Source organism: Kluyvera chengduensis (assembly GCF_044197065.1).
Taxonomy (GTDB): domain Bacteria; phylum Pseudomonadota; class Gammaproteobacteria; order Enterobacterales; family Enterobacteriaceae; genus Kluyvera; species Kluyvera ascorbata_C.
The window spans coordinates 96,892-117,225 of the sequence record NZ_JBIQOI010000002.1; the positions used below are offsets into that span (position 1 = coordinate 96,892).

Annotated in this window: 23 protein-coding genes; 13 read left to right on the forward strand and 10 right to left on the reverse strand. The window is 53.3% G+C overall.

Going from position 1 to position 20,334, the window contains the following annotated elements:
- Window positions 1–103 precede the first annotated feature (103 nt).
- The 3 genes from pdxH to anmK all read right to left on the reverse strand — a co-directional run bounded on the left by pdxH (window position 104) and on the right by anmK (window position 2,359).
- Window positions 104–760, reverse strand: a complete 657-nt coding sequence (pdxH, locus tag ACH1XZ_RS06050; protein WP_035897054.1) for a pyridoxamine 5'-phosphate oxidase — start codon at window positions 758–760, stop codon at window positions 104–106.
- 57 nt (window positions 761–817) lie between these two features.
- Window positions 818–1,141, reverse strand: a complete 324-nt coding sequence (mliC, locus tag ACH1XZ_RS06055) for a C-type lysozyme inhibitor (protein WP_395594796.1) — start codon at window positions 1,139–1,141, stop codon at window positions 818–820.
- Between the two features lie 93 nt (window positions 1,142–1,234).
- Window positions 1,235–2,359 (reverse strand): anhydro-N-acetylmuramic acid kinase, encoded by a 1,125-nt coding sequence (gene anmK, locus ACH1XZ_RS06060; RefSeq protein WP_395594797.1) that lies wholly within the window; start codon window positions 2,357–2,359, stop codon window positions 1,235–1,237.
- A gap of 271 nt (window positions 2,360–2,630) precedes the next feature.
- Between anmK and slyB the strand changes: the two genes are divergently transcribed.
- Window positions 2,631–3,098 (forward strand): outer membrane lipoprotein SlyB, encoded by a 468-nt coding sequence (slyB, locus tag ACH1XZ_RS06065; RefSeq protein WP_035896287.1) that lies wholly within the window; start codon window positions 2,631–2,633, stop codon window positions 3,096–3,098.
- Window positions 3,099–3,325: 227 nt separating this feature from the next.
- Window positions 3,326–4,684 carry an MASE4 domain-containing protein gene (locus ACH1XZ_RS06070; RefSeq protein ID WP_395594798.1) on the forward strand — a complete coding sequence of 453 codons (1,359 nt, stop codon included), beginning with the start codon at window positions 3,326–3,328 and terminating at the stop codon, window positions 4,682–4,684.
- Window positions 4,685–4,729: 45 nt separating this feature from the next.
- On the opposite strand, the gene slyA is transcribed toward ACH1XZ_RS06070, so the two are convergent.
- The gene (gene slyA, locus ACH1XZ_RS06075; RefSeq protein WP_395594799.1) at window positions 4,730–5,170 is read right to left on the reverse strand and encodes a transcriptional regulator SlyA; all 441 of its coding nucleotides are present in this window, start codon (window positions 5,168–5,170) and stop codon (window positions 4,730–4,732) included.
- A gap of 240 nt (window positions 5,171–5,410) precedes the next feature.
- Here slyA and ACH1XZ_RS06080 point away from each other — a divergent pair, with 240 nt between their 5' ends.
- The 3 genes from ACH1XZ_RS06080 to ACH1XZ_RS06090 are packed head-to-tail and all read left to right on the forward strand — an operon-like array spanning window position 5,411 to window position 8,493.
- Window positions 5,411–5,602 carry a DUF1656 domain-containing protein gene (locus ACH1XZ_RS06080; protein ID WP_395595558.1) on the forward strand — a complete coding sequence of 64 codons (192 nt, stop codon included), beginning with the start codon at window positions 5,411–5,413 and terminating at the stop codon, window positions 5,600–5,602.
- Between the two features lie 9 nt (window positions 5,603–5,611).
- Window positions 5,612–6,472 carry an efflux RND transporter periplasmic adaptor subunit gene (locus tag ACH1XZ_RS06085; protein ID WP_395594800.1) on the forward strand — a complete coding sequence of 287 codons (861 nt, stop codon included), beginning with the start codon at window positions 5,612–5,614 and terminating at the stop codon, window positions 6,470–6,472.
- The gene (locus ACH1XZ_RS06090; protein ID WP_395594801.1) at window positions 6,469–8,493 is read left to right on the forward strand and encodes an FUSC family protein; all 2,025 of its coding nucleotides are present in this window, start codon (window positions 6,469–6,471) and stop codon (window positions 8,491–8,493) included. Before ACH1XZ_RS06085 ends, ACH1XZ_RS06090 begins: the two co-directional genes overlap by 4 nt.
- 41 nt (window positions 8,494–8,534) lie before the next feature.
- Here ACH1XZ_RS06090 and ACH1XZ_RS06095 read toward each other — a convergent pair whose 3' ends face one another.
- Window positions 8,535–9,431 carry an aldo/keto reductase gene (locus ACH1XZ_RS06095; protein WP_395594802.1) on the reverse strand — a complete coding sequence of 299 codons (897 nt, stop codon included), beginning with the start codon at window positions 9,429–9,431 and terminating at the stop codon, window positions 8,535–8,537.
- A gap of 49 nt (window positions 9,432–9,480) precedes the next feature.
- A complete protein-coding gene (locus tag ACH1XZ_RS06100) occupies window positions 9,481–9,720 on the reverse strand; it encodes a DUF1289 domain-containing protein (RefSeq protein ID WP_395594803.1) in 240 nt (79 codons plus the stop codon).
- A gap of 142 nt (window positions 9,721–9,862) precedes the next feature.
- Between ACH1XZ_RS06100 and ACH1XZ_RS06105 the strand changes: the two genes are divergently transcribed.
- The 4 genes from ACH1XZ_RS06105 to rnt all read left to right on the forward strand — a co-directional run bounded on the left by ACH1XZ_RS06105 (window position 9,863) and on the right by rnt (window position 12,847).
- Entirely contained in the window at window positions 9,863–10,459 is a 597-nt protein-coding gene (locus ACH1XZ_RS06105; protein WP_395594804.1) for a TetR/AcrR family transcriptional regulator, read from the forward strand.
- A 55-nt stretch (window positions 10,460–10,514) separates the two neighbouring features.
- Window positions 10,515–11,612: an alkene reductase gene (gene nemA, locus ACH1XZ_RS06110; RefSeq protein ID WP_395594805.1), complete on the forward strand. Its 1,098-nt coding sequence runs from the start codon at window positions 10,515–10,517 to the stop codon at window positions 11,610–11,612.
- A gap of 76 nt (window positions 11,613–11,688) precedes the next feature.
- On the forward strand, window positions 11,689–12,096 hold the full coding sequence (gloA, locus tag ACH1XZ_RS06115; RefSeq protein ID WP_333496474.1) for a lactoylglutathione lyase: 408 nt from the start codon (window positions 11,689–11,691) through the stop codon (window positions 12,094–12,096).
- 103 nt (window positions 12,097–12,199) lie between these two features.
- Window positions 12,200–12,847 (forward strand): ribonuclease T, encoded by a 648-nt coding sequence (gene rnt, locus ACH1XZ_RS06120; RefSeq protein ID WP_395594806.1) that lies wholly within the window; start codon window positions 12,200–12,202, stop codon window positions 12,845–12,847.
- A gap of 66 nt (window positions 12,848–12,913) precedes the next feature.
- Here the strand turns inward: rnt and ACH1XZ_RS06125 are convergent, their stop codons facing one another.
- Window positions 12,914–13,258 (reverse strand): Grx4 family monothiol glutaredoxin, encoded by a 345-nt coding sequence (locus ACH1XZ_RS06125; protein ID WP_035896299.1) that lies wholly within the window; start codon window positions 13,256–13,258, stop codon window positions 12,914–12,916.
- A 343-nt stretch (window positions 13,259–13,601) separates the two neighbouring features.
- On the opposite strand from ACH1XZ_RS06125, the gene ACH1XZ_RS06130 reads away from it, so the two are divergent.
- Together ACH1XZ_RS06130 and sodB are read left to right on the forward strand one after the other, a co-directional pair.
- Window positions 13,602–14,423 carry a C40 family peptidase gene (locus tag ACH1XZ_RS06130; protein WP_395594807.1) on the forward strand — a complete coding sequence of 274 codons (822 nt, stop codon included), beginning with the start codon at window positions 13,602–13,604 and terminating at the stop codon, window positions 14,421–14,423.
- Between the two features lie 122 nt (window positions 14,424–14,545).
- Entirely contained in the window at window positions 14,546–15,127 is a 582-nt protein-coding gene (sodB, locus tag ACH1XZ_RS06135; RefSeq protein ID WP_035896301.1) for a superoxide dismutase [Fe], read from the forward strand.
- An 81-nt stretch (window positions 15,128–15,208) separates the two neighbouring features.
- On the opposite strand, the gene ACH1XZ_RS06140 is transcribed toward sodB, so the two are convergent.
- Together ACH1XZ_RS06140 and cydH are read right to left on the reverse strand one after the other, a co-directional pair.
- The gene (locus ACH1XZ_RS06140) at window positions 15,209–16,375 is read right to left on the reverse strand and encodes an MFS transporter (RefSeq protein ID WP_395594808.1); all 1,167 of its coding nucleotides are present in this window, start codon (window positions 16,373–16,375) and stop codon (window positions 15,209–15,211) included.
- Between the two features lie 160 nt (window positions 16,376–16,535).
- On the reverse strand, window positions 16,536–16,625 hold the full coding sequence (gene cydH / locus ACH1XZ_RS06145) for a cytochrome bd-I oxidase subunit CydH (RefSeq protein ID WP_115074450.1): 90 nt from the start codon (window positions 16,623–16,625) through the stop codon (window positions 16,536–16,538).
- A gap of 295 nt (window positions 16,626–16,920) precedes the next feature.
- Between cydH and purR the strand changes: the two genes are divergently transcribed.
- Window positions 16,921–17,946, forward strand: coding sequence for an HTH-type transcriptional repressor PurR (gene purR, locus ACH1XZ_RS06150; RefSeq protein ID WP_395594809.1), 1,026 nt, complete (start codon window positions 16,921–16,923; stop codon window positions 17,944–17,946).
- A gap of 18 nt (window positions 17,947–17,964) precedes the next feature.
- Here the strand turns inward: purR and punR are convergent, their stop codons facing one another.
- Window positions 17,965–18,876, reverse strand: a complete 912-nt coding sequence (gene punR, locus ACH1XZ_RS06155; RefSeq protein WP_123650429.1) for a DNA-binding transcriptional activator PunR — start codon at window positions 18,874–18,876, stop codon at window positions 17,965–17,967.
- Window positions 18,877–18,989: 113 nt separating this feature from the next.
- On the opposite strand from punR, the gene punC reads away from it, so the two are divergent.
- Entirely contained in the window at window positions 18,990–20,183 is a 1,194-nt protein-coding gene (gene punC / locus ACH1XZ_RS06160) for a purine nucleoside transporter PunC (protein WP_395594810.1), read from the forward strand.
- Window positions 20,184–20,334 lie beyond the last annotated feature (151 nt).

Here is a 20,334-nt window from a genome sequence, read left to right on the forward strand (position 1 = left end):
CTGCACCTTTGCCGGTACACGACTTTTCGCCAGACGCGAAAGCTCTATAGAATAAAGCGCTGACGCATTCAGCGCTAGCGCTTAAAACAACAAATTTCGGGGTTTACGGTGCCAAACGGTCGATTTTCCAGGCATCCGCGTCGCGCTGGTACAAAAAACGATCGTGCAGACGGTGCTCGCCACCCTGCCAGAACTCCATCTGCTCAATGGAGACACGGAAACCACCCCAGAAACTCGGTAGCGGGACTTCACCCTGCTGGAATTTCTGTTTCAGTTCCATAAACTTGCTTTCGAGGATACCGCGCGCCGAGATGCGACTGGACTGCTTTGATACCCAGGCGCCAATCTGGCTGTCACGTGGGCGGCTATGGAAATATTTCACCACTTCCAGCGTCGACAGGCGTTCAGCTTTGCCGATAACCATCACCTGACGCTCCAGCATATGCCACGGGAATAGCAGGCTGATGCGCGGATTGTTCTCAAGTTGATGCGCCTTACGGCTTCCAAGGTTAGTGTAGAAAACCAGCCCTTTTTCGTCATAGTGCTTCAATAGAACGATACGCTGGTACGGCTGACCGTTTTCATCAACCGTGGCAACCACCATTGCCGTAGGATCGGCAAGTCTGGCATCACAGGCCTGGCGTAACCAGCGTTCGAACAGGGGCAGCGGTTCAGCAGGAAGGTCGTGGCGACGTAAGCCGCCACGGGTATACTCACGGCGCAGATGCGCGATTTGTTGCAGATCGTCGTTATCAGACATGGCGTTTAAGAGAGTAGTCAACGGGTGGCGTTATTGTGCGCCGCCCGCCTGAAAATCTCAACGCTTGGGGTTTTGTAACTGGCAGTTATTCAACACGATGTGGTCGCGTTTGTAGACAGTCGCTTCGTTGCCTTTCGACCAGAATACGTAGATCCCGTCGGTATAGCGAGCGCCCGACGCGGAGATCCCCTGCTGGAGATTCAGTTGCTGGTTGTCATAGATAAAGCTCACCTGCTGGCGCTGATTGTTGAGCTGCACGGTCAGCGGTTTTTCCTCACACTGGTATTCCAGCGTGTCGGTCTGCATGCGTTCCATAAACTGATTGTACGCACTGCAGCCAGCGAGCATAAAAGGGAGAGCAACGATAAGTAGTTTTTTCATTGTTTTGGGCCTTTCGACATTCCTGGTCAAGGAGCGATTGTCACACTCCCGTTCAGCTTAAGTCTACCGGCCCACTGTAAAAGAAGATGTCAGTTAACTCTGATTATGCTGGGGATTTGCGGGAAAAATCGCCCCGAGTACGGTCGCCTGCGATGCGCCGGTCACCGAGGGTAAATTTCCCGGGAGCCCGGCAACGGTTCGCCAGGCAAGCCAGGCGAACGCCAGCGCTTCCATGTCGTCGCCGCTGATGCCGTATTCGTCGGTCGTTGCCACTTCTGTGCCAGCCAGCAGCCCTGCCAGACGAGCCATAATCAGAGGGTTGCGGCTTCCGCCACCGCAGACCAGCAGCCGCTCGCAGCCGCCGCTTAACATCACCTGTTCGCTGATGGTGACAGCGGTAAGCTCAGTCAGCGTCGCCTGGACATCCTGCGCGCGCAAACCCGGGTAGCGCGCCAGATACTGCGCCAGCCAGCCATAATTGAAGTATTCGCGGCCCGTGCTTTTAGGCGCTGGCGCTGCAAAATACGGGTCGCTCAGCATATCCTGCAGCAGCGGCAAAATGACTTTCCCTTCGTTGGCCCACAGGGCATCTTTATCGTACGGCTTACCCAGGTTGCGCCAGATCCAGGCATCCATCAGCATATTGCCCGGCCCCGTATCAAAGCCGCGCACCGGCATTCCGGGCACCAGTAGCGAGAGATTGGCAATACCGCCAATATTGAGGATCATGCGACGTTCATCCGGGTGCGCCAGCAGAGCCTGATGGAATGCCGGAACCAGCGGAGCACCCTGCCCCCCCAGCGCCATATCGCGGCGGCGAAAATCGCCAACCACGCTAACGCCCGTGCGCGCAGCGATAATATTGTTGTCGCCTATCTGCATGGTATGCGGCACTTCGCCCGTTGGTTCATGCCACACCGTTTGCCCATGGCAACCAATCGCAACAATATCGTGACCCTCAAGCCGCTCCTGATTCATTAGCGCCATAACAGCATCAGCAAACAAATTCCCTAACCGATTGTCGAGCTGACCCAGTTGTGAAAGCGTCAACGGCTGCCCCTGACAGATAGCGAGAACCGCCTCTTTAAGTGCAACAGGAATGGGCCAGGTGAGGCTAGCAAGCTGGGCAACCCTGCTTTCGTCAATCGCCGCCAGAACCACATCTACGCCATCAAGGCTGGTTCCTGACATCACGCCAATATATCGCCCGGATTTCATATGACATCCTTAGTCATCTATGCAAAGTCAACACTCCATCATAAAGTGACACTTAATGCTATTAACTAATAATACTTTTTAACAATATACGTCATCGTTCCTTCTCTGGGCATACAGCATAGTTTCCCTTGCGTTTAACCTTGGTTAAGCCATGATGGATTATTCTTTTTATTATTAAATGCAGAATATATGACCGCTCGAATCAAATACCATATAATTGCTTAGTACGGATGCTCTTAAGAGCAATTCTTATTGAACTGGAGATTCAAAAATGATGTTACGCGTATTGGCTGTTTCAATGATTGGTTTATCCCTGGCTGGATGTGTCAGTAACAGTGGCCTGTCAGGCGATGTTTACTCTGCATCCGAAGCGAAACAGGTCCAGAACGTGACCTACGGTACCATCGTCCACGTACGTCCTGTGCAAATTCAGGGCGGCGACGAAAACAACGTGATTGGTGCGATCGGCGGTGCAGTTCTGGGTGGCTTCCTGGGTAACACCGTTGGTGGCGGTACCGGTCGTTCGCTGGCAACCGCAGCGGGCGCAGTTGCCGGTGGCGTAGCTGGCCAGGGCGTTCAGGGTGCGATGAACAAAACCCAGGGCGTTGAACTGGAAATTCGTAAAGATGACGGTAACACGATCATGGTTGTGCAGAAACAGGGTGATACCCGCTTCTCCGCAGGCCAGCGTGTCGTGATGGCGAGCAACGGCAGCCAGGTTACCGTTTCTCCGCGCTAAACCCCACTCTGGGTACGTGGCCACCTGGCCGCGTACCTTTCATTCACTGATTCTCTGTACATTATTACACCCACCTATTTAATTCGCCACATGAATACATAAAAGCTATTTAGCTTATGTATTATTTGCGCGCGGACAATATTTCCTGACAGTTTATCCATTACACTTCTAGCATAAAGGGCCGGATGCCCGGCGCGCACTACGCGTTGCGTACATAGGATGCATATATGCTGATAAAATTTCCGCTACAGCGCTTTTTGATTTATCTGACCATCACCATGATTGGGACACTTGTCCTGAACCATTTCTCCAACAGTATTATTAACTACGCCCCAGCCATTGCGCCGATATTGTTTCCGACATTGACCATGTTCCTGATGGTTTTCCACACGATGATCGCTGTGTTTATGATCATGAAGTACTTGTGTGATAAACGCCGGCTTTACCTCATGCCTATCGCCTGCGCGTTCGCCAGCTCAGCACTGCTGATGCTAGGGACGCTGAAGAGCTATCCCGATTGGTTTCTCTGCGGCGGCGTCACTGACACGAATTATAATGACGCTCTTATTTTTTATGTATTTCGCAACGTTTTAATGGCAGCGCTTTTTATGAGTTCTGTCATTCTTTACATGTTTAAACTACGAGACATGCACTCTCGTAAAACTCACGCTTTCATTCTTAGTGGGATTGTTATATTTTGCGCTATCATCATGGAGCTTGCCTGGTTATATTCCAGCAACGACCCATTACTGAGCGTTAATTTTATTGATAATTTAACATTTAAATATACCACGATATGGAAAGACGTCATCAGTTGGGTACTTATTGTTATTTGGGTTATTACCCTAATAATTATTTTACTGGTTACACAGCTGCGCAATATTTTCTGGTATAGCGGAGCCTTCTTCTGTGCCTGCTATATTTTTACCATGTTTGTGCTGATGACCGGGCAAGACACGGCCAGTTACAGTTGGTACCAGGCGCGACTGTTTGAGACCATCTCAACGCTGTTCCTGATCTTTGTGCTGTTTTGCGATGTCTTCACCCTCTACCGCCAGTCCAACGTGAAGTATCAGAACTCGTACCAAAACTCCATCCGCGATCCATTAACCCGGCTTTACAACCGTAGCTACTTTTATGACTCCTTTACCGCACTGCGACCGACCATTGCCAACGGACATCCGGTATCGGTCATTGTCAGCGATCTGGACTACTTCAAGCGCATCAACGACAAATATGGCCACCTGCAGGGCGATAAGGTGATTCAGTTCGTGGCGAAAGTTCTGCAGGATTCGGTGCGGCAAAATGACGTTGCCGCGCGTATCGGCGGTGAGGAATTTGCCCTACTGCTGGTCAACACCACGCCAGAAGTCGCACGCTCAATTGCGGAACGTATTCGTATTGCTATCAGCCAGCATGATATCCACAGCAGCAATGCTCAGTTGCCGGAGTCCATTACTATCAGTATGGGGGTCTTTACCGCCGTGGATCTATCGGTACCGGTTGAGGAGTGCGTAAGACGAGCCGATGAAGCGATGTATCGCGCAAAAGCCGCGGGACGAAACCGGGTCGTCGTCTGGGAATAAGTCGAAGAATTGAAAAACCCGCGAATTTCGCGGGTTTTTTGAGTATCAATCGCGAGATTGTAGCTCGTTGATATTCTGCTCGAGTTTACGAATGAGCGTGGTCAACATCTCCAGCTCTTCAGCAGAAATCCCGGCCAGGATATCACCCCGCGTGTGGCTAATCACCGCTTCCATCTCCTGGATCAGCGGTTCCGCTTTCTCAGTTAACTTAATGCGTTTAGCACGACGGTCGTTCGCACAGGTCTGGCGAGAAATAAGTCCTTTCTCTTCCAGTTGATCGAGTGTACGAACCAAAGATGGCTGCTCGATGCCGATCGCTTTGGCCAGTTGGATTTGCGACTGCTCAGGCGGTAGCTGATGAATATTATGCAGCGTGACCCAGTGAGTCTGCGTGAGTTCCAGAGGTTTGAGGCGATGGTCAATCAAAGCACGCCAAATGCGCACCAACCGTGCCAGATCAGAACCTAATGGCGATTCCAATTTCATCTCCTTATAATTAGCTTGCTAAGTTATTATACTGATTTTAGAATAGTGTGCAGTATTTAAATTAGCAAAACAAATGAATTGCCACGTGCACGCGAACCAGATCCTTGAGTTACACTGTTTCAAATAATGTGATTTTATGTCAAAACACGACACACTATCGAGCCATAACTCTTCAATTGCAAAGGATTTCTGCTTGTGAAGTCGATTTTCCACATCCCCGGAGTCCCACTACAAGACCTTATGGTCGGTGCTTCTATTTATTTTCCTCCTGTATTTAAAGCTGTGCTGCTTGGCTTCCTGTTTTGGCTCATTATTCACCGTTTATTGCGCGACTGGATGTATGCCGGTGACATCTGGCATCCACTGTTAATGGATCTTTCTCTCTTTGCCCTCGCGGTCTGTGCTGCGCTGATGGTTCTGGTTTGGTGGTGATGTAATCCAATGAAAAAATTAAAATATTTCTCTACGCTACTCATTGCTGCCTTGGCTATCATCGCCTGCTGGCTGGTCTGGAACTACTACATGCAGTCGCCATGGACGCGCGATGGCAAAATTCGTGCTGAACAGGTCGATATTACACCGCAGGTCTCCGGTAGCATCCTCACGCTTAACGTGAAAGACAACCAGTTCGTCAAAGCGGGTGACGAACTGTTCCAGATAGACCCAACGCCGTGGAAAATCGCCGTGATGAACGTCGAAGCGAAACTCGCTAAAGCCCAATCAGATCTCTCCCGTGCGAGCCATGAAGTTGAACGCCGCCGTGGGTTATCACAGAATTTTATCTCCGCCGAAGACCTCGACACCGTGAATATCGCCTTGAAAGCGGCGCAAGCTAATTTTGATGCGGCAAAAGCAGAGCTGGAACATGCCCGCTGGCAGCTTGCGCAAACGACGGTCAAGGCCCCGGTAGACGGTTGGGTAACGAATCTGACGACTCGTATTGGCAACTACGCTACGGTCGGGCATCCGGTCTTTGCGCTGATCGATAGCCACTCCTTCTATGTTGTTGGTTATTTTGAAGAGACGAAACTGCGGCATATTCGCGAAGGAGACCGTGCGGATGTTGTGCTGTACAGTGATGACAAAAAGTTACAGGGTCACGTTTCCAGCATCGGTCGAGCCATCCATGACCAAAGCCTGGCAACGGACGGCAAGCTGGTTGCCGACATCAAACCCACCATTCCATGGGTACGCCTCGCCCAGCGCGTACCGGTTCGTATTGAATTAGACGCACTGCCTACGGACATCGTATTGGTTGCGGGTACTACCTGCACCGTCTCTATCACGGGCGGGAAGCAATGACCCTATCCGCCTTGACATGGAAGTCACTGCCTTGGGTTAAGGCCACCGTACCGCAGTGGCGCTATGCCATGCGTAACGCCATCGCCATGTGCCTGGCGCTAAGCATCGCCTATTGGTTAAACCTGGATGAACCCTACTGGGCGATGACTTCTGCCGCAGTGGTCAGTTTCCCGACTGTCGGTGGCGTTATCAGTAAAAGCCTGGGACGTATTGCCGGCAGTATGCTCGGCGCCTGCGCTGCGCTGGTGATTGCTGGTCACACCCTGACTGACCCCTGGCTATTTCTCTTTGCCATGTCAGGCTGGCTGGCGTTCTGTACCTGGGCATGTGCGATGTATACCAACAACGTCGCCTACGCTTTCCAGCTTGCCGGCTATACCTGCGCCATCATTGCCTTTCCTATTATTAATGTGGTCGATGCCACTAAACTGTGGGAGATAGCACAGGCACGCGTCTGTGAGGTAATTGTCGGTATTCTGTGCGGTGGTCTGATGATGATGATTCTGCCCAGCACATCCGACGGCAGCGCCCTGCTAACAGCGCTCAAAAATATGCATGCGCGATTGCTGGAGCACGCCAGTTTGCTGTGGCAACCGGTTACAACCGACGCTATCCGCACCGCACACCAAAGCGTTATCAGCCAGATCCTGACCATGAACCTGCTGCGTATTCAGGCATTCTGGAGCCACTATCGTCTGCGTCGGCAAAACACGCTGCTTAACTATTTGCTTCACCAGCAGTTGCGTTTAACCAGCGTTATCTCAAGCCTCCGTCGCCTGATGCTGAACTGGCCAGACGCGCCGCAAACCATCCGCCCGGTGCTGGAAGCGTTATTGCTAGCGCTGGCAAAACCCGACTGTGATGCCTACACCGTGGCGCGAATTATCGCGCCGCTGGCGCCGAGCGACCCGCAGGACTATCGCCACCACGCGTTCTGGCACCGTTTACGCTATTTCTGTCGTCTCTATCTCACCACCAGCCACTGGCTACAACGGCTGGAGAACGCCACGGCGGTGACCGAATTCTCCGTGCCAGCCGCCCCGGCATTGATGCGCCACACCGACCACGCAGAAGCAGCATGGAGCGGTATCCGCACCTTTTTTGCCCTGGTCAGCGTCGGTGCGTTGAGCATCAGTACGCAATGGGAATCGGGCGCGGCGGCGTTAACCCTCGCGGCTATCTGCTGCGTGCTCTACTCAAACGTGCCGTCACCGTTCAGTTCACTGACGCTGCTGATGCGCACGCTTATTTTGCTGTCTATTTTCAGCTTTGGCGTGAAATTTGGCCTGATGGTGCAAATCAGCGACCTCTGGCAGTTCATGCTGTTCCTCTTCCCGCTGCTGCTCACCATGCAGCTACTCAAGCTGCAAATGCCGAAACAGGCCAGGCTTTGGGGTTCGCTTATTGTCTTTATGGGGTCGTTTATCGCGGTAACAAATCCGCCGGTTTACAACTTTGGTGATTTTCTTAACGATAACCTGGCCAAAATCATCGGCGTAGGCCTTGCCTGGCTGGCGTTTGCCGTGTTGACGCCTGGGTCAGATGCACGAAAAAGTCGGCGTCATATTCGTGCGTTACGGCGTCACTTTGTTGACCAGCTAAGTCGCCACCCAGAGAACCGCGAACACGAGTTTGAATCGCTGGTTTATCATCATGTTAGTCAGCTTAGCTCCAGCCAGGATGAACCCGCTCGTCGCTGGCTGCTGCGCTGGGGTGTTGTACTACTGAACTGCTCTCATGTTGTGTGGCAGCTACGCGCCTGGGAAGCCCGTTCTGACCCTCTCTCCCAGGTTCGCGATATGTGTATCAGCCTGCTACGCGATGTCATGAGCGAACGAGGGGTTCAGCAGCGACCGCTGGCCGCTACCCTTCAGGAGCTACAGCGAATTTGTGACACGCTGGCGCACCATCATCAGCCGGCAGCACGCGAGCTGGCCTCCATTCTGTGGCGGTTATACTGTTCGCTTTCGCAGCTGGAAACGGCACCGCCTCCCGGTACGCTGACCGAAAAGACGGCGTGAGTGAAAGGATGCAGGCGGAATATCCGCCTGCATTTGAGACATTACGGAACGTCGTAACCCAGCGCCGCTTTACGAATACGGAACCACTGTTGGCGGGTCATATCCAGTGACTGCGCGACGATAGCCGAGCGAACTCGCTCAATTTTTCCGGAACCAATCAGCGGCAGCGGTTGAGACGGCAAGCGCATCACCCACGCATAGACCACCTGTTCAATACTTCCAGCATTCAGCTCGTTCGCTACCTTGGCCAGTTCATCGCGCAGCGGCTGGAACGCATCGTCATTAAACAGACGACCGCCGCCGAGGCAGGACCAGGCCATCGGGCGAATGCGTAGCTGTTGAAGCTGATCCAGCGTACCGTCAAGAATCGTCGGCTGATGAACCGGCGAGATTTCCACCTGGTTGGTGGCAAGGGTAAACGGCAGACGTGATTGCAGCAACGTAAACTGCGCAGGGGTAAAGTTAGAGACACCGAAATGGCGCACTTTGCCGCTCTGATGCAGCATAGAAAACGCTTCAGCAACTTCATCGGCATCCATTAGCGGGTCAGGGCGATGGATCAGCAACAGATCCAGCACGTCGGTCGACAAGTTGCGCAGCGACTGCTCGGCACTGTGAATAATATGATGGCGATCGGTAATATAATGCCCAATCGCGTGTTCTGGTTTCGCCGTGGTGGCGATACCGCACTTGGTGACAATCTCCATTCTTTCACGCAGATGCGGTGCCAGCTTCAGCGCTTCACCAAACGCGGCTTCGCACGCGTAGCCGCCGTAGATATCAGCGTGGTCAACGGTTGTCACCCCGAGATCCAGATGCTCTTCAATAAAGCTCACCAGCTGGCGTGGCGTCATATTCCACTCCATCAAGCGCCAATAGCCCATGACGAAACGTGAAAATTCCGGCCCCTGCGGTGCCAGGGTAATACGTTGAACCATAACGACTTCCTCAACAAATAATTTGAATTGAGTATACCCGGTTTTACGCTTAAAACAGTGAGGGCTGCTGAGGATCTTCAGAACTCGTCGCTTTACCCGCGCGGAATTTACGCAGCAGACGCTGACGACAAAGCCGCAGCACCTCCTGTTTTTGCGCATCGTTCATGTTTTGCCAGTTAAAACGCTCATCGCGGCTGCGGAAACAGCCACGGCAAAATCCGCGCTCATCAGACTGACAAATTCCCCGGCACGGACTTTGAACCGGGAAAAACTCCAGTTGCTCCGCCACGTTAGCCCCCTTTTATCTCGCTATACTCTCATTGAAGACGTTTAATCATTGCGGCGCAACTTTTCTGCCACATCGTGCGGGCAAACCTTCATTTTCAAAAATTCATTTGCATTAGACCAATCGGTCTATTACAGTGCATTCCATGAGCAAATCGATTGAACATGATACCCGTGAACACATTCTGGCTACCGGCGAGCGTCTTTGCATGCACCGGGGGTTTACCGGGATGGGACTTAGCGAACTCCTGAAGACGGCGGAAGTGCCGAAGGGATCGTTTTATCACTATTTCCGTTCAAAAGAGGCGTTTGGCGTCGCCATGCTGGAACGGCATTTTGCCGATTATCACCAACGCCTGGTGCAGCACTTTATCCAAGGCGCAGGCAACTACCGTGACCGCCTGCTGGATTATTACCAGCACACGCTCACCCAGTTTTGCCAGCAGGGTCTTATCAGCGGTTGTCTGACTGTAAAGCTCTCTGCTGAAGTGTGCGATCTTTCAGAGGATATGCGCACGGAAATGAATAAAGGTGCCAGCCAGATTATGGCTCTGCTGGCGCAAGCGCTGGAAAATGGCCGCCGTGAAGGCTGCCTGAATTTCAACGGCGAAGCCGAAACCACAGCTCAGGTGCTCTACTCACTGTGGTTAGGGGCCAACCTACAGGCCAAAATGGCCCGTAGCTCAACCCCGCTTGAAAGCGCGCTGACGCACGTCAGGAATCTGATTGCCGCGCCGGATTAACCCCGGCGTTTTTATTTTGCTAATTACTAGACGACCGGTCTACTCAGGAGTCATCATGTCGCAAGAAAAACTGTTTACCCCACTGAAAGTGGGTGCGGTAACTGCCCCTAACCGTGTATTTATGGCCCCGCTGACGCGTCTGCGCAGCATCGTACCGGGTGACATTCCAACCCCGCTGATGGCCGAATACTATCGTCAACGCGCAAGCTCCGGTTTGATCATCTCCGAAGCTACTCAGGTTTCTGCCCAGGCAAAAGGCTACCAGGGTGCCCCAGGTCTTCACAGCCCTGAGCAGATTGCCGCGTGGCAGAAAATCACCGCAGGCGTTCACGCTGAAGATGGTCGAATCGCCGTTCAGCTGTGGCACACCGGGCGTATCTCCCACTCCAGCCTGCAGCCAAACGGTGAAGCACCGGTTGCGCCTTCAGCGCTGAGCGCCAATACCCGTACCTCTCTGCGCGATGAGAACGGTCATGCGATTCGTGTCGATACTTCTATGCCACGTGCGCTGGAAACCGAAGAGATCCCAGGCATCGTTAACGATTTCCGTCAGGCTATCGCCAACGCCCGTGAAGCCGGTTTTGACCTGGTTGAACTGCACTCTGCGCACGGTTACCTGCTGCACCAGTTCCTGTCACCTTCCTCTAACCATCGTACCGACCAGTACGGCGGCAGCGTAGAAAACCGCGCGCGTCTGGTGCTGGAAGTAGTTGATGCCGGGATTAAAGAATGGGGTGCTGACCGTATCGGTATCCGCGTATCGCCAATTGGCACCTTCCAGAACGTCGACAACGGTCCGAACGAAGAAGCCGATGCGCTCTACTTAATTGAAGAGCTGGGCAAACGCGGCATTGCCTACCTGCACATGTCAGAGCCAGACTGGGCTGGCGGTCAGCCATACAGCGACGCGTTCCGCGAAAAAGTCCGCGCGCGTTTCCACGGCCCAATCATCGGTGCGGGCGCCTATACGCCAGAAAAAGCAGAAGCGCTAATTGAGAAAGGGTTAATTGATGCCGTGGCCTTTGGTCGCGACTACATCGCTAACCCGGATCTGGTCGCTCGTCTGAAGCATAAAGCCGAGCTGAACCCGCAGCGCCCGGAAAGCTTCTATGGCGGCGGCGCGGAAGGTTACACCGACTACCCTTCGCTTTAATCCCGCATTGATTGATAGCGGCGGGCTTCCGCCGCTATACTAGCCAGATTATTCATAAGTAAGGACGAGGGATAACATGCGTTTACTGCATACCATGCTGCGCGTCGGCGACCTGCAACGCTCCATTGATTTCTACACCAAAGTGCTGGGCATGAAGCTGCTCCGTACCAGCGAAAACACCGAATATAAATACTCTCTGGCTTTCGTCGGCTACGGCGAAGAAAGTGACGAAGCGGTGATCGAGCTGACCTACAACTGGGGCGTAGATAAATACGAGCTAGGCACCGCCTACGGCCACATCGCCCTGAGTGTGGATAACGCGGCAGAAGCCTGCGACCGTATCCGCCAGAACGGTGGCAACGTGACTCGCGAAGCCGGTCCGGTAAAAGGCGGCACCACGGTGATCGCGTTTGTTGAAGATCCGGACGGCTATAAAATCGAACTGATCGAAGAGAAAGATGCCGGCAAAGGTCTCGGCAACTAACTCCTCCACGGGCGCATAATGCGCCCGTTTTTTTACCCGCCTTTCCAAGCCGCGGCAAAATTTGCCATAATGCGCGCTACTTTTTCTAAGTGATGAGATTCTGATGTCCGACAATGTGCAACTTAATGGTCTATGCGACCGTTTTCGTGGGTTTTATCCCGTGGTTATCGATGTAGAAACTGCTGGATTCAATGCCAAAACGGATGCCCTGCTCGAAATAGCGGCAATTACGTTGAAAATGGATGAGCAAGGCTGGCTGATGCCGGACAACACGTTACATTTCCACGTTGAACCTTTTGAGGGCGCGAACCTCGAGCCGGAAGCGCTGGCGTTCAATGGTATCGACCCAAACAATCCCCTGCGCGGCGCGGTTAGCGAGTACGATGCCCTGCACGCCATCTTTAAAATGGTCCGTAAAGGCATTAAAGACAGTGACTGTAACCGCGCCATTATGGTGGCGCACAACGCGACCTTCGACCATAGCTTTATGATGGCCGCCGCTGAACGCGCTTCGCTTAAACGTAACCCGTTCCACCCCTTTGTAACCTTCGACACCGCCGCACTTAGCGGGCTGGCGCTGGGGCAAACCGTGCTGTCAAAAGCCTGCGCCGCAGCAGGCATGGATTTCGACAGCAGTCAGGCCCACTCGGCGCTGTACGACACCGAACAGACCGCGATTCTGTTCTGCGAAATCGTCAACCGTTGGAAGCGCCTGGGCGGCTGGCCGCTGCCGATAGCGTCCGAAGAATAGCAGTATAAAAAAAAGCGACCTTCAGGTCGCTTTTTTGTTTTTGTGCCCGGTATTGGGGCGAACCGATTATTCTGCTTTCGGCTCTTCAGCGTACTTAGCAGCGGTCTCTTTAATCAGAGGCTGCAGTTCGCCGCGCTGGTACATTTCGATAATGATGTCGCAGCCGCCAACCAGCTCACCATCAACCCACAGCTGTGGGAAAGTCGGCCAGTTTGCATACTTTGGCAGCTCGGCGCGGATGTCTGGGTTCTGCAGGATGTCGACGTAAGCAAAGCGCTCGCCGCAGGCGGACAACGCCTGAACAGCCTGGGCTGAGAAACCGCAGCTTGGCAGTTTCGGGGAACCTTTCATGTACAGCAGGATTGGGTTTTCAGCGATCTGGCGCTGAATTTTTTCAATTGTCTCGCTCATTGTCTTGCTTCCTCAAACTTCTTTTTACGGCAGTAGTCTGACATTGTAACGTTTCAGACCCTGAACAGAAAATAACATTTTGTTCACGCTTTACTATTTTATCGTCTGACGCGGTAAGTTGCTTTATAAATATGAGTTTATCGGCAGGTGGGTGAAAAGCTTGCTCATTATTTGACTCATTATGTATCAAATGATGTTTTTTTTTGCAGTTGCTAACGAAACAACGTTTTATCCATAAAAACACTATTAACATTTCGTGTTTTTATGGATTAGAATCGTTGGGTTTTGTAAACCATACCTAGGCAAGGACATTTAGCCTGTATCTTACTCAGAGGGTTGTTCAGTGGCGCAGATAAAAAAATGGTCGTTCACGCTCTGTGCATTGCTGTTTACATCGTTATCCTTCACGCCGTTGGCGCATGCTACAGGGCATGCCAAAACCCCAACGGCGCAAAAGTCGCTTCCTGCAAAAAGCAGTGAACGTAAGAAAAAGAACGCGGACAATAAATCTAACGCTAAGAAAAAATCGACTCCGGTTGCCGCTAAAAAGAAAACCACCCCAGCCGTAGCGAAAAAAGCAGCGCCAGTCTCCAGCAAATCGAAAACCGCCTCCGCTAAAACCCGCGCGAAAAGCAGCGCAGTCAAAACCGCCAGCGTCACCACGACCTGCAAGGTTCGCAAGGGTCATAAGAAGGTCTGCACCACCACTCCTGTAGAGTCCAAACCAACGACCATCGCCGCTGCGCACAAAATTCGCGTGCAGAAAGTACAGAAAACCGCGATGAATAAGCTGATGGGGCAGTTAGGTAAGCCTTACCGCTGGGGTGGCAACTCCCCGCGTACCGGTTTCGATTGCAGCGGTCTGGTCTATTACGCTTATAAAGATCTGGTCAATATTCGTATCCCACGCACCGCCAACGAAATGTATCACCTGCGCGATGCGCGTCCGGTTGAACGTGGCGAGCTAGAAAGTGGCGATCTGGTTTTCTTCCGCACTCAGGGTCGCGGTACCGCCGATCACGTTGGCGTGTATGTCGGTAACGGCAAATTTATTCAGTCTCCGCGTACCGGCCAGGACATCCAGATAACCTCGCTGAGCGAAGATTATTGGGTACGTCACTACGTCGGTGCCCGCCGCGTTGTCACCCCTAAGACAATTCGTTAATCACTTACCCCGTTTGTTAATAAACGGGGTAAGCTTATCTTTTATCTCACCTTTTAATTTGCTACTCTATCCCTACTCAGTACATGGTTATTGAGTGTACAAATATAATAAGGAGAGAAGCAATGTCGTTCGAATTACCTGCATTACCGTATGCCAAAGACGCTCTGGTCCCACACATTTCCGTGGAAACGCTTGAGTATCACTATGGCAAACACCACCAGACCTATGTCACTAACCTGAACAACCTGATCAAAGGCACCGCGTTTGAAGGCAAGACGCTGGAAGAGATCGTGCGTTCTTCTGAAGGCGGCGTGTTCAACAACGCCGCGCAGGTCTGGAACCACACCTTCTACTGGAACTGCCTGGCACCAAACGCCGGTGGCGAACCAACCGGTGCAGTCGCTGAAGCCATTACCAAATCCTTCGGCAGCTTCGCTGAATTCAAAGCGCAGTTCACCGATGCCGCGGTTAAAAACTTCGGCGCTGGCTGGACCTGGCTTGTGAAGAAAGCCGACGGCTCCCTGGCTATCGTCTCTACGTCTAACGCAGCGACCCCGCTGACCACCGACGCGACGCCGCTGCTGACCGTTGACGTGTGGGAACACGCTTACTACATCGATTACCGCAACGCGCGTCCAAACTATCTGGAGCACTTCTGGGCTCTGGTTAACTGGGAATTCGTCGCTAAGAATCTGGCAGCGTAAGCAAAAAAATAACCCGGCATCGCAACGCTTCGCCGGGTTATCTCGTATCACGCAGAAGGGAGACCTTCTGCGTTTTTGTTTTTACTGGCTGGCCAGGGCTTCTTCACCGCGAGAACGTCCGCCGAGGAAAACAACCAGTAACGCCAGAGCCGCCACTATCGCCCCCATTACCGGCACGAAACTATACCCCAGACCGCCGGAGATAACCGCCCCACCCGCAACCGCACCCAGTGCGTTACCCAGGTTAAACGCCCCGATATTCACCGAGGAAGAAAGGCCTGGTGCTTCGTGAGCCACGCGCATCACGCGCATTTGCAGCGGTGGCACCACCGCGAAGGTTGCCGCACCCCAGACCACCATGCTGAACGCCGCACCTACCTGCGTTTGCGCAAGGAAAGGTATGGCCAGCATAATCACCATCAGCAAGCCGAGGAAGCCTTTCAGCGTCCCGCTCACCGAGCGGTCTGCGAATTTACCGCCAAGGTAGTTACCGATAGAGAAGCCTACGCCAATCAGCACCAGCATCAGGGTAATAAAGCCCGGAGTGGCGTGAGTGATGGTACGCAGCACCGGAGAAATATAGGTATAGAGTGTAAACATCGCGCCCGCGCCCAGCACGGTGGTTAACAGCGCTGATAGTACCTGCGGACGCACCAGCACCGACAGTTCGCGTTTCACGTCCGGTTTTTCGCCCGCCCCGCCCTTCGGCAGCGAGAACCACAGACCCAGAATCGCGATAATGCCAAGCCCGGCGGTCGCCAGGAACGACATGCGCCAGCCGATGGTTTCGCCCAGCCACGTCGCGGCAGGCACACCACCAATATTCGCGATAGTCAGCCCCATAAACATGGTGGCTACTGCGCTCGCCTGTTTATGTTTTGGCACGACACTCGCCGCCACCACCGAGCCCAGACCGAAGAATGCGCCATGATTAAGGCTGGTAATAATGCGCGACAACAGCAGCGTGGTGTAATCCGGCGCAATGGCAGAGAGCACGTTGCCGAGGGTAAAAATCGCCATCAGAAAAATCAGCGCATTACGACGAGCACGATGAGAAAGCAGCAGCGTCATCAACGGCGCACCGACCATCACGCCGACCGCATAGGCGCTGATCAGCATCCCAGCCGCAGGAATGGAGACGTCCACCCCTTTAGCGATGACCGGCAAAAGCCCCATCGGCGAGAACTCGGTGGTGCCGATGCCAAAGGCACCGACGGCTAACGCCAGTAAGGGGAAGTTAATTTTCATGCTTAAGCTCCGATTGGCCGCACCACAGACGCGGCATAAGGACATAATGCAAAAGCATGACATCAATCACAGAAAAACAGAAGTGTGCAAAACAGCAAAAGATTATTGCGAATCAGGTAATAATCTAACAGGAGGGAGCGGACGCTCCCTCGCAGAGGAATTAGTGCAGAACAGCAGTCAACGCGGCGGCGACAATCAGCGCCAGCGTAATAACGGTGGTAGAGAGCGACAGCTTAAGTTCGGTACTCATCAATTTTTTCTCCTTTTTATTTCCACAGCAAAACTGAGCTAACTCATTTTTGCACAGTATTGCGCAAAAATCTTCACAGTTTTAGCAGGATGTTGGTTTTTGCTCTTCCACTTTGCGCCAGGATAAGTCAAAATTCGACGCTTATTTATAAGCGTACCGGCCATTGACCCCCTCCTGTCGTCCTGTATCGTTTTCCCGGCGAATCGCAATCCATAAAATTGCGTCAGGGTGTGTGAAGGCAAACGTTTTCCTTTCGATTTTATCAGGGGCAGGCCAGGGTCTGGAGTGAGATGGAATGGCAACTATTAAAGATGTAGCGAAGCGCGCAAACGTTTCCACTACAACCGTATCACATGTAATTAACAAGACGCGTTTTGTGGCTGAAGAGACACGTGAAGCCGTCTGGGCGGCTATTAAAGAGCTGCACTACTCGCCAAGCGCCGTTGCCCGTAGTCTCAAGGTCAACCACACCAAATCGATTGGCTTATTGGCAACCAGCAGCGAAGCGGCCTACTTTGCCGAAATTATCGAAGCTGTTGAGAAAAACTGCTTTGAGAAAGGCTATACCCTAATTTTGGGCAACGCCTGGAACAACCTGGAAAAGCAGCGCGCCTACCTGTCAATGATGGCGCAAAAGCGCGTTGATGGCCTGCTGGTCATGTGCTCTGAATACCCAGAGTCGCTGCTGACGATGCTGGAAGAGTACCGTCACATCCCGATGGTCGTGATGGACTGGGGTGAAGCCAAAGCGGACTTTACCGACTCCGTTATCGATAACGCCTTTGAAGGGGGTTACACCGCGGGCCGTTACTTGATTGAGCGCGGGCACCGCGACATTGGCGTGATCCCAGGTCCTCTGGAGCGTAACACCGGCGCTGGCCGTCTGGCGGGCTTTATGAAGGCCATGGAAGAAGCGCAAATTAACGTGCCAGCCAACTGGATTGTGCAGGGTGACTTTGAGCCTGAGTCAGGCTATCGCGCGATGCAACAAATCCTGTCACAGCATCCGCGCCCTACCGCTATCTTCTGCGGCGGCGACATTATGGCGATGGGTGCCCTGTGTGCGGCCGATGAAATGGGGCTACGCGTACCGCAGGATATTTCGCTGATCGGTTATGACAACGTGCGCAACTCTCGTTTCTTCACCCCAGCACTGACCACTATTCATCAGCCGAAAGATTCACTCGGCGAAACGGCCTTCAATATGCTGATGGATCGTATCGTCAGCAAGCGCGAGACGTCGCAATCGATTGAGGTGCATCCGCGTCTCATCGAACGTCGCTCCGTAGCCGACGGTCCGTTCCGCGACTACCGCCGCTAAGCGTTACCCACGGACACCCTACTCGGGTGTCCGTAACCACTCTTCATTTAACGTCTCGCTATCCCCCAGATACTCCAGCAGCCAGTTCAAGGCCGGCGACGCTTCGCTTTGCTGCCACGTCAGACAACAGGCGGCATCCGGGAACGGGTTTTCAAGCTGTAACACTACCCACTCTCCGCTTTCCAGCCACGGCTGCGCCTGATGTCCAGGCACCATTGCCGCGCAAAGCCCGGCCGAGATACAGGTTTCCGCAGAGGCCCAATCCGGTACGACCACACGTTTCTGGTTATCAAGCAGCCAGGTCGTACGCTTCGGCAGAGATCGCGACGTATCTTCCCGCACCAGCGACGGCCAGTTGCGCAACACGTCGTCGCTAAGCGGACCGTCCATCCGGGCCAACGGATGCGTGCTGGCAACCACACAGTGCCAGTTGAGCATCCCCATATCGCGGAACGCGAATCGACCGCCGACCGGAATCGCCTGGGTGGCGCCAATCGCCAGCTCCACACGACCGTCAGCCAGCGCATCCCAGACGCCGTTGAATACTTCCTGGTAAACAATCAGTTCCACATCGCTGAAATGCCGATAGAAATCGACGATGAGCTGACGAGTACGCTGAGGCTTCACGATATTATCGACAGCAATTGCCAACTGTCCGCGCCAGCCGTTAGCGATTTGCTGGCACTGCTGACGGGTGATCTGCATTTTTTTGATAACAGATCGTCCTTCCTTCAAAAACCACGCCCCCGCTGGGGTGAGTTCTACGTCGCGATGACGTCGTTCAAACAGCGGCACGGCGAGCCACTCCTCAAGCTGGCGTACCGTGTAGCTCACCGCAGAAGGCACGCGGTGTAATTCCTGCGCCGCGGCGCTAAAGCTGCCGTTGCGCGCGACTGCATCAACCACTTCCAGAGAATATTCAGACCACATTTTTTGCCTTCAAATATTTTGAATCCATGACGCAAATATTAGCGTTTCACAAGCCGTTATGCACTCTCTACACTCAGCGGCATCGTTTACTCATGATAAAAAGGGCGAAGTTTATGCAACCTGGGAAAGGATTTTTAGTCTGGCTCGCGGGATTGAGCGTATTAGGATTTCTGGCCACCGATATGTATCTCCCGGCTTTTGCCGCCATTCAGGAAGACCTGCAAACGCCGGCCTCCGCCGTTAGTGCGAGCCTCAGCCTGTTTCTGGCCGGCTTCGCCGTCGCACAACTGTTGTGGGGACCGCTGTCGGATCGCTATGGTCGTAAGCCTATTCTGTTGACGGGGTTAACCATTTTTGCGGTCGGCTGCATCGGTATGCTGTGGGTGCGCGATGGCACCACGCTGTTAGTGCTGCGCTTTGTACAGGCCGTTGGTGTCTGTGCCGCCGCGGTGACCTGGCAGGCAATGGTCACCGATTACTATCCGGCCCAGCGTACTAACCGTATTTTTGCCACCATCATGCCGCTGGTTGGGCTATCACCGGCGCTCGCCCCGCTGCTGGGTAGCTGGCTGCTGGCACACTTTGACTGGCAGGCTATTTTCGCCACGCTGTTTATTATCACGCTGCTTCTGATGCTGCCCGCATTCCGCCTGAAACCGGCCCACAAAAAGCACGCGGTGAGCGAAGATAAGCTCACCTTTATGCGTCTGTTACGCAGCAAAGACTATCGCGGCAACGTGCTTATCTACGCCGCCTGTTCGGCAAGCTTCTTCGCCTGGCTTACCGGTTCGCCGTTTATTCTCCATGAGATGGGCTACAGCCCAACGGTAATTGGCCTGAGCTATGTACCGCAAACCATCGCCTTCCTGATTGGCGGCTACGGCTGTCGCGCCGCGCTACAAAAATGGCGTGGGGCACAAATGCTGCCATGGCTTTTGGTTATATACGCGCTGAGCGTGGTGGGCACCTGGGCCGTAGGTCTGGCAGAAAATGCGTCACTGACCGCCCTGCTGATTCCATTCTGCGTGATGGCCATTGCGAACGGCGCTATTTATCCAATCGTCGTCGCACAGGCTCTGAAGCCGTTCCCGCAGGCAACGGGGCGCGCCGCCGCGCTGCAGAACACGCTGCAATTAGGGCTGTGCTTCCTTGCAAGCCTGGCGGTATCTACGCTGATTGCAACACCGCTGTTGACCACCACCAGCGTCATGCTAGTCACCGTGCTGCTTGCTGGCGTCGGTTACAAAATTCAGCTGGCCGCGCGCCGCGCTGAGCGCGATGTAGAACACGCGACTTCCCACGCCTAAACATCATTCATATCAATATCCCAGGAAATGATTAGGGCGCTAAGATTTTTAGTTGAATCAACAAACTTAGCGTCCTATACTGGATCCGCATCACATAAATAATATAGATTGAACTTATTAAGCGGGAGCAGGATAGCTTCCCGTTGAACCA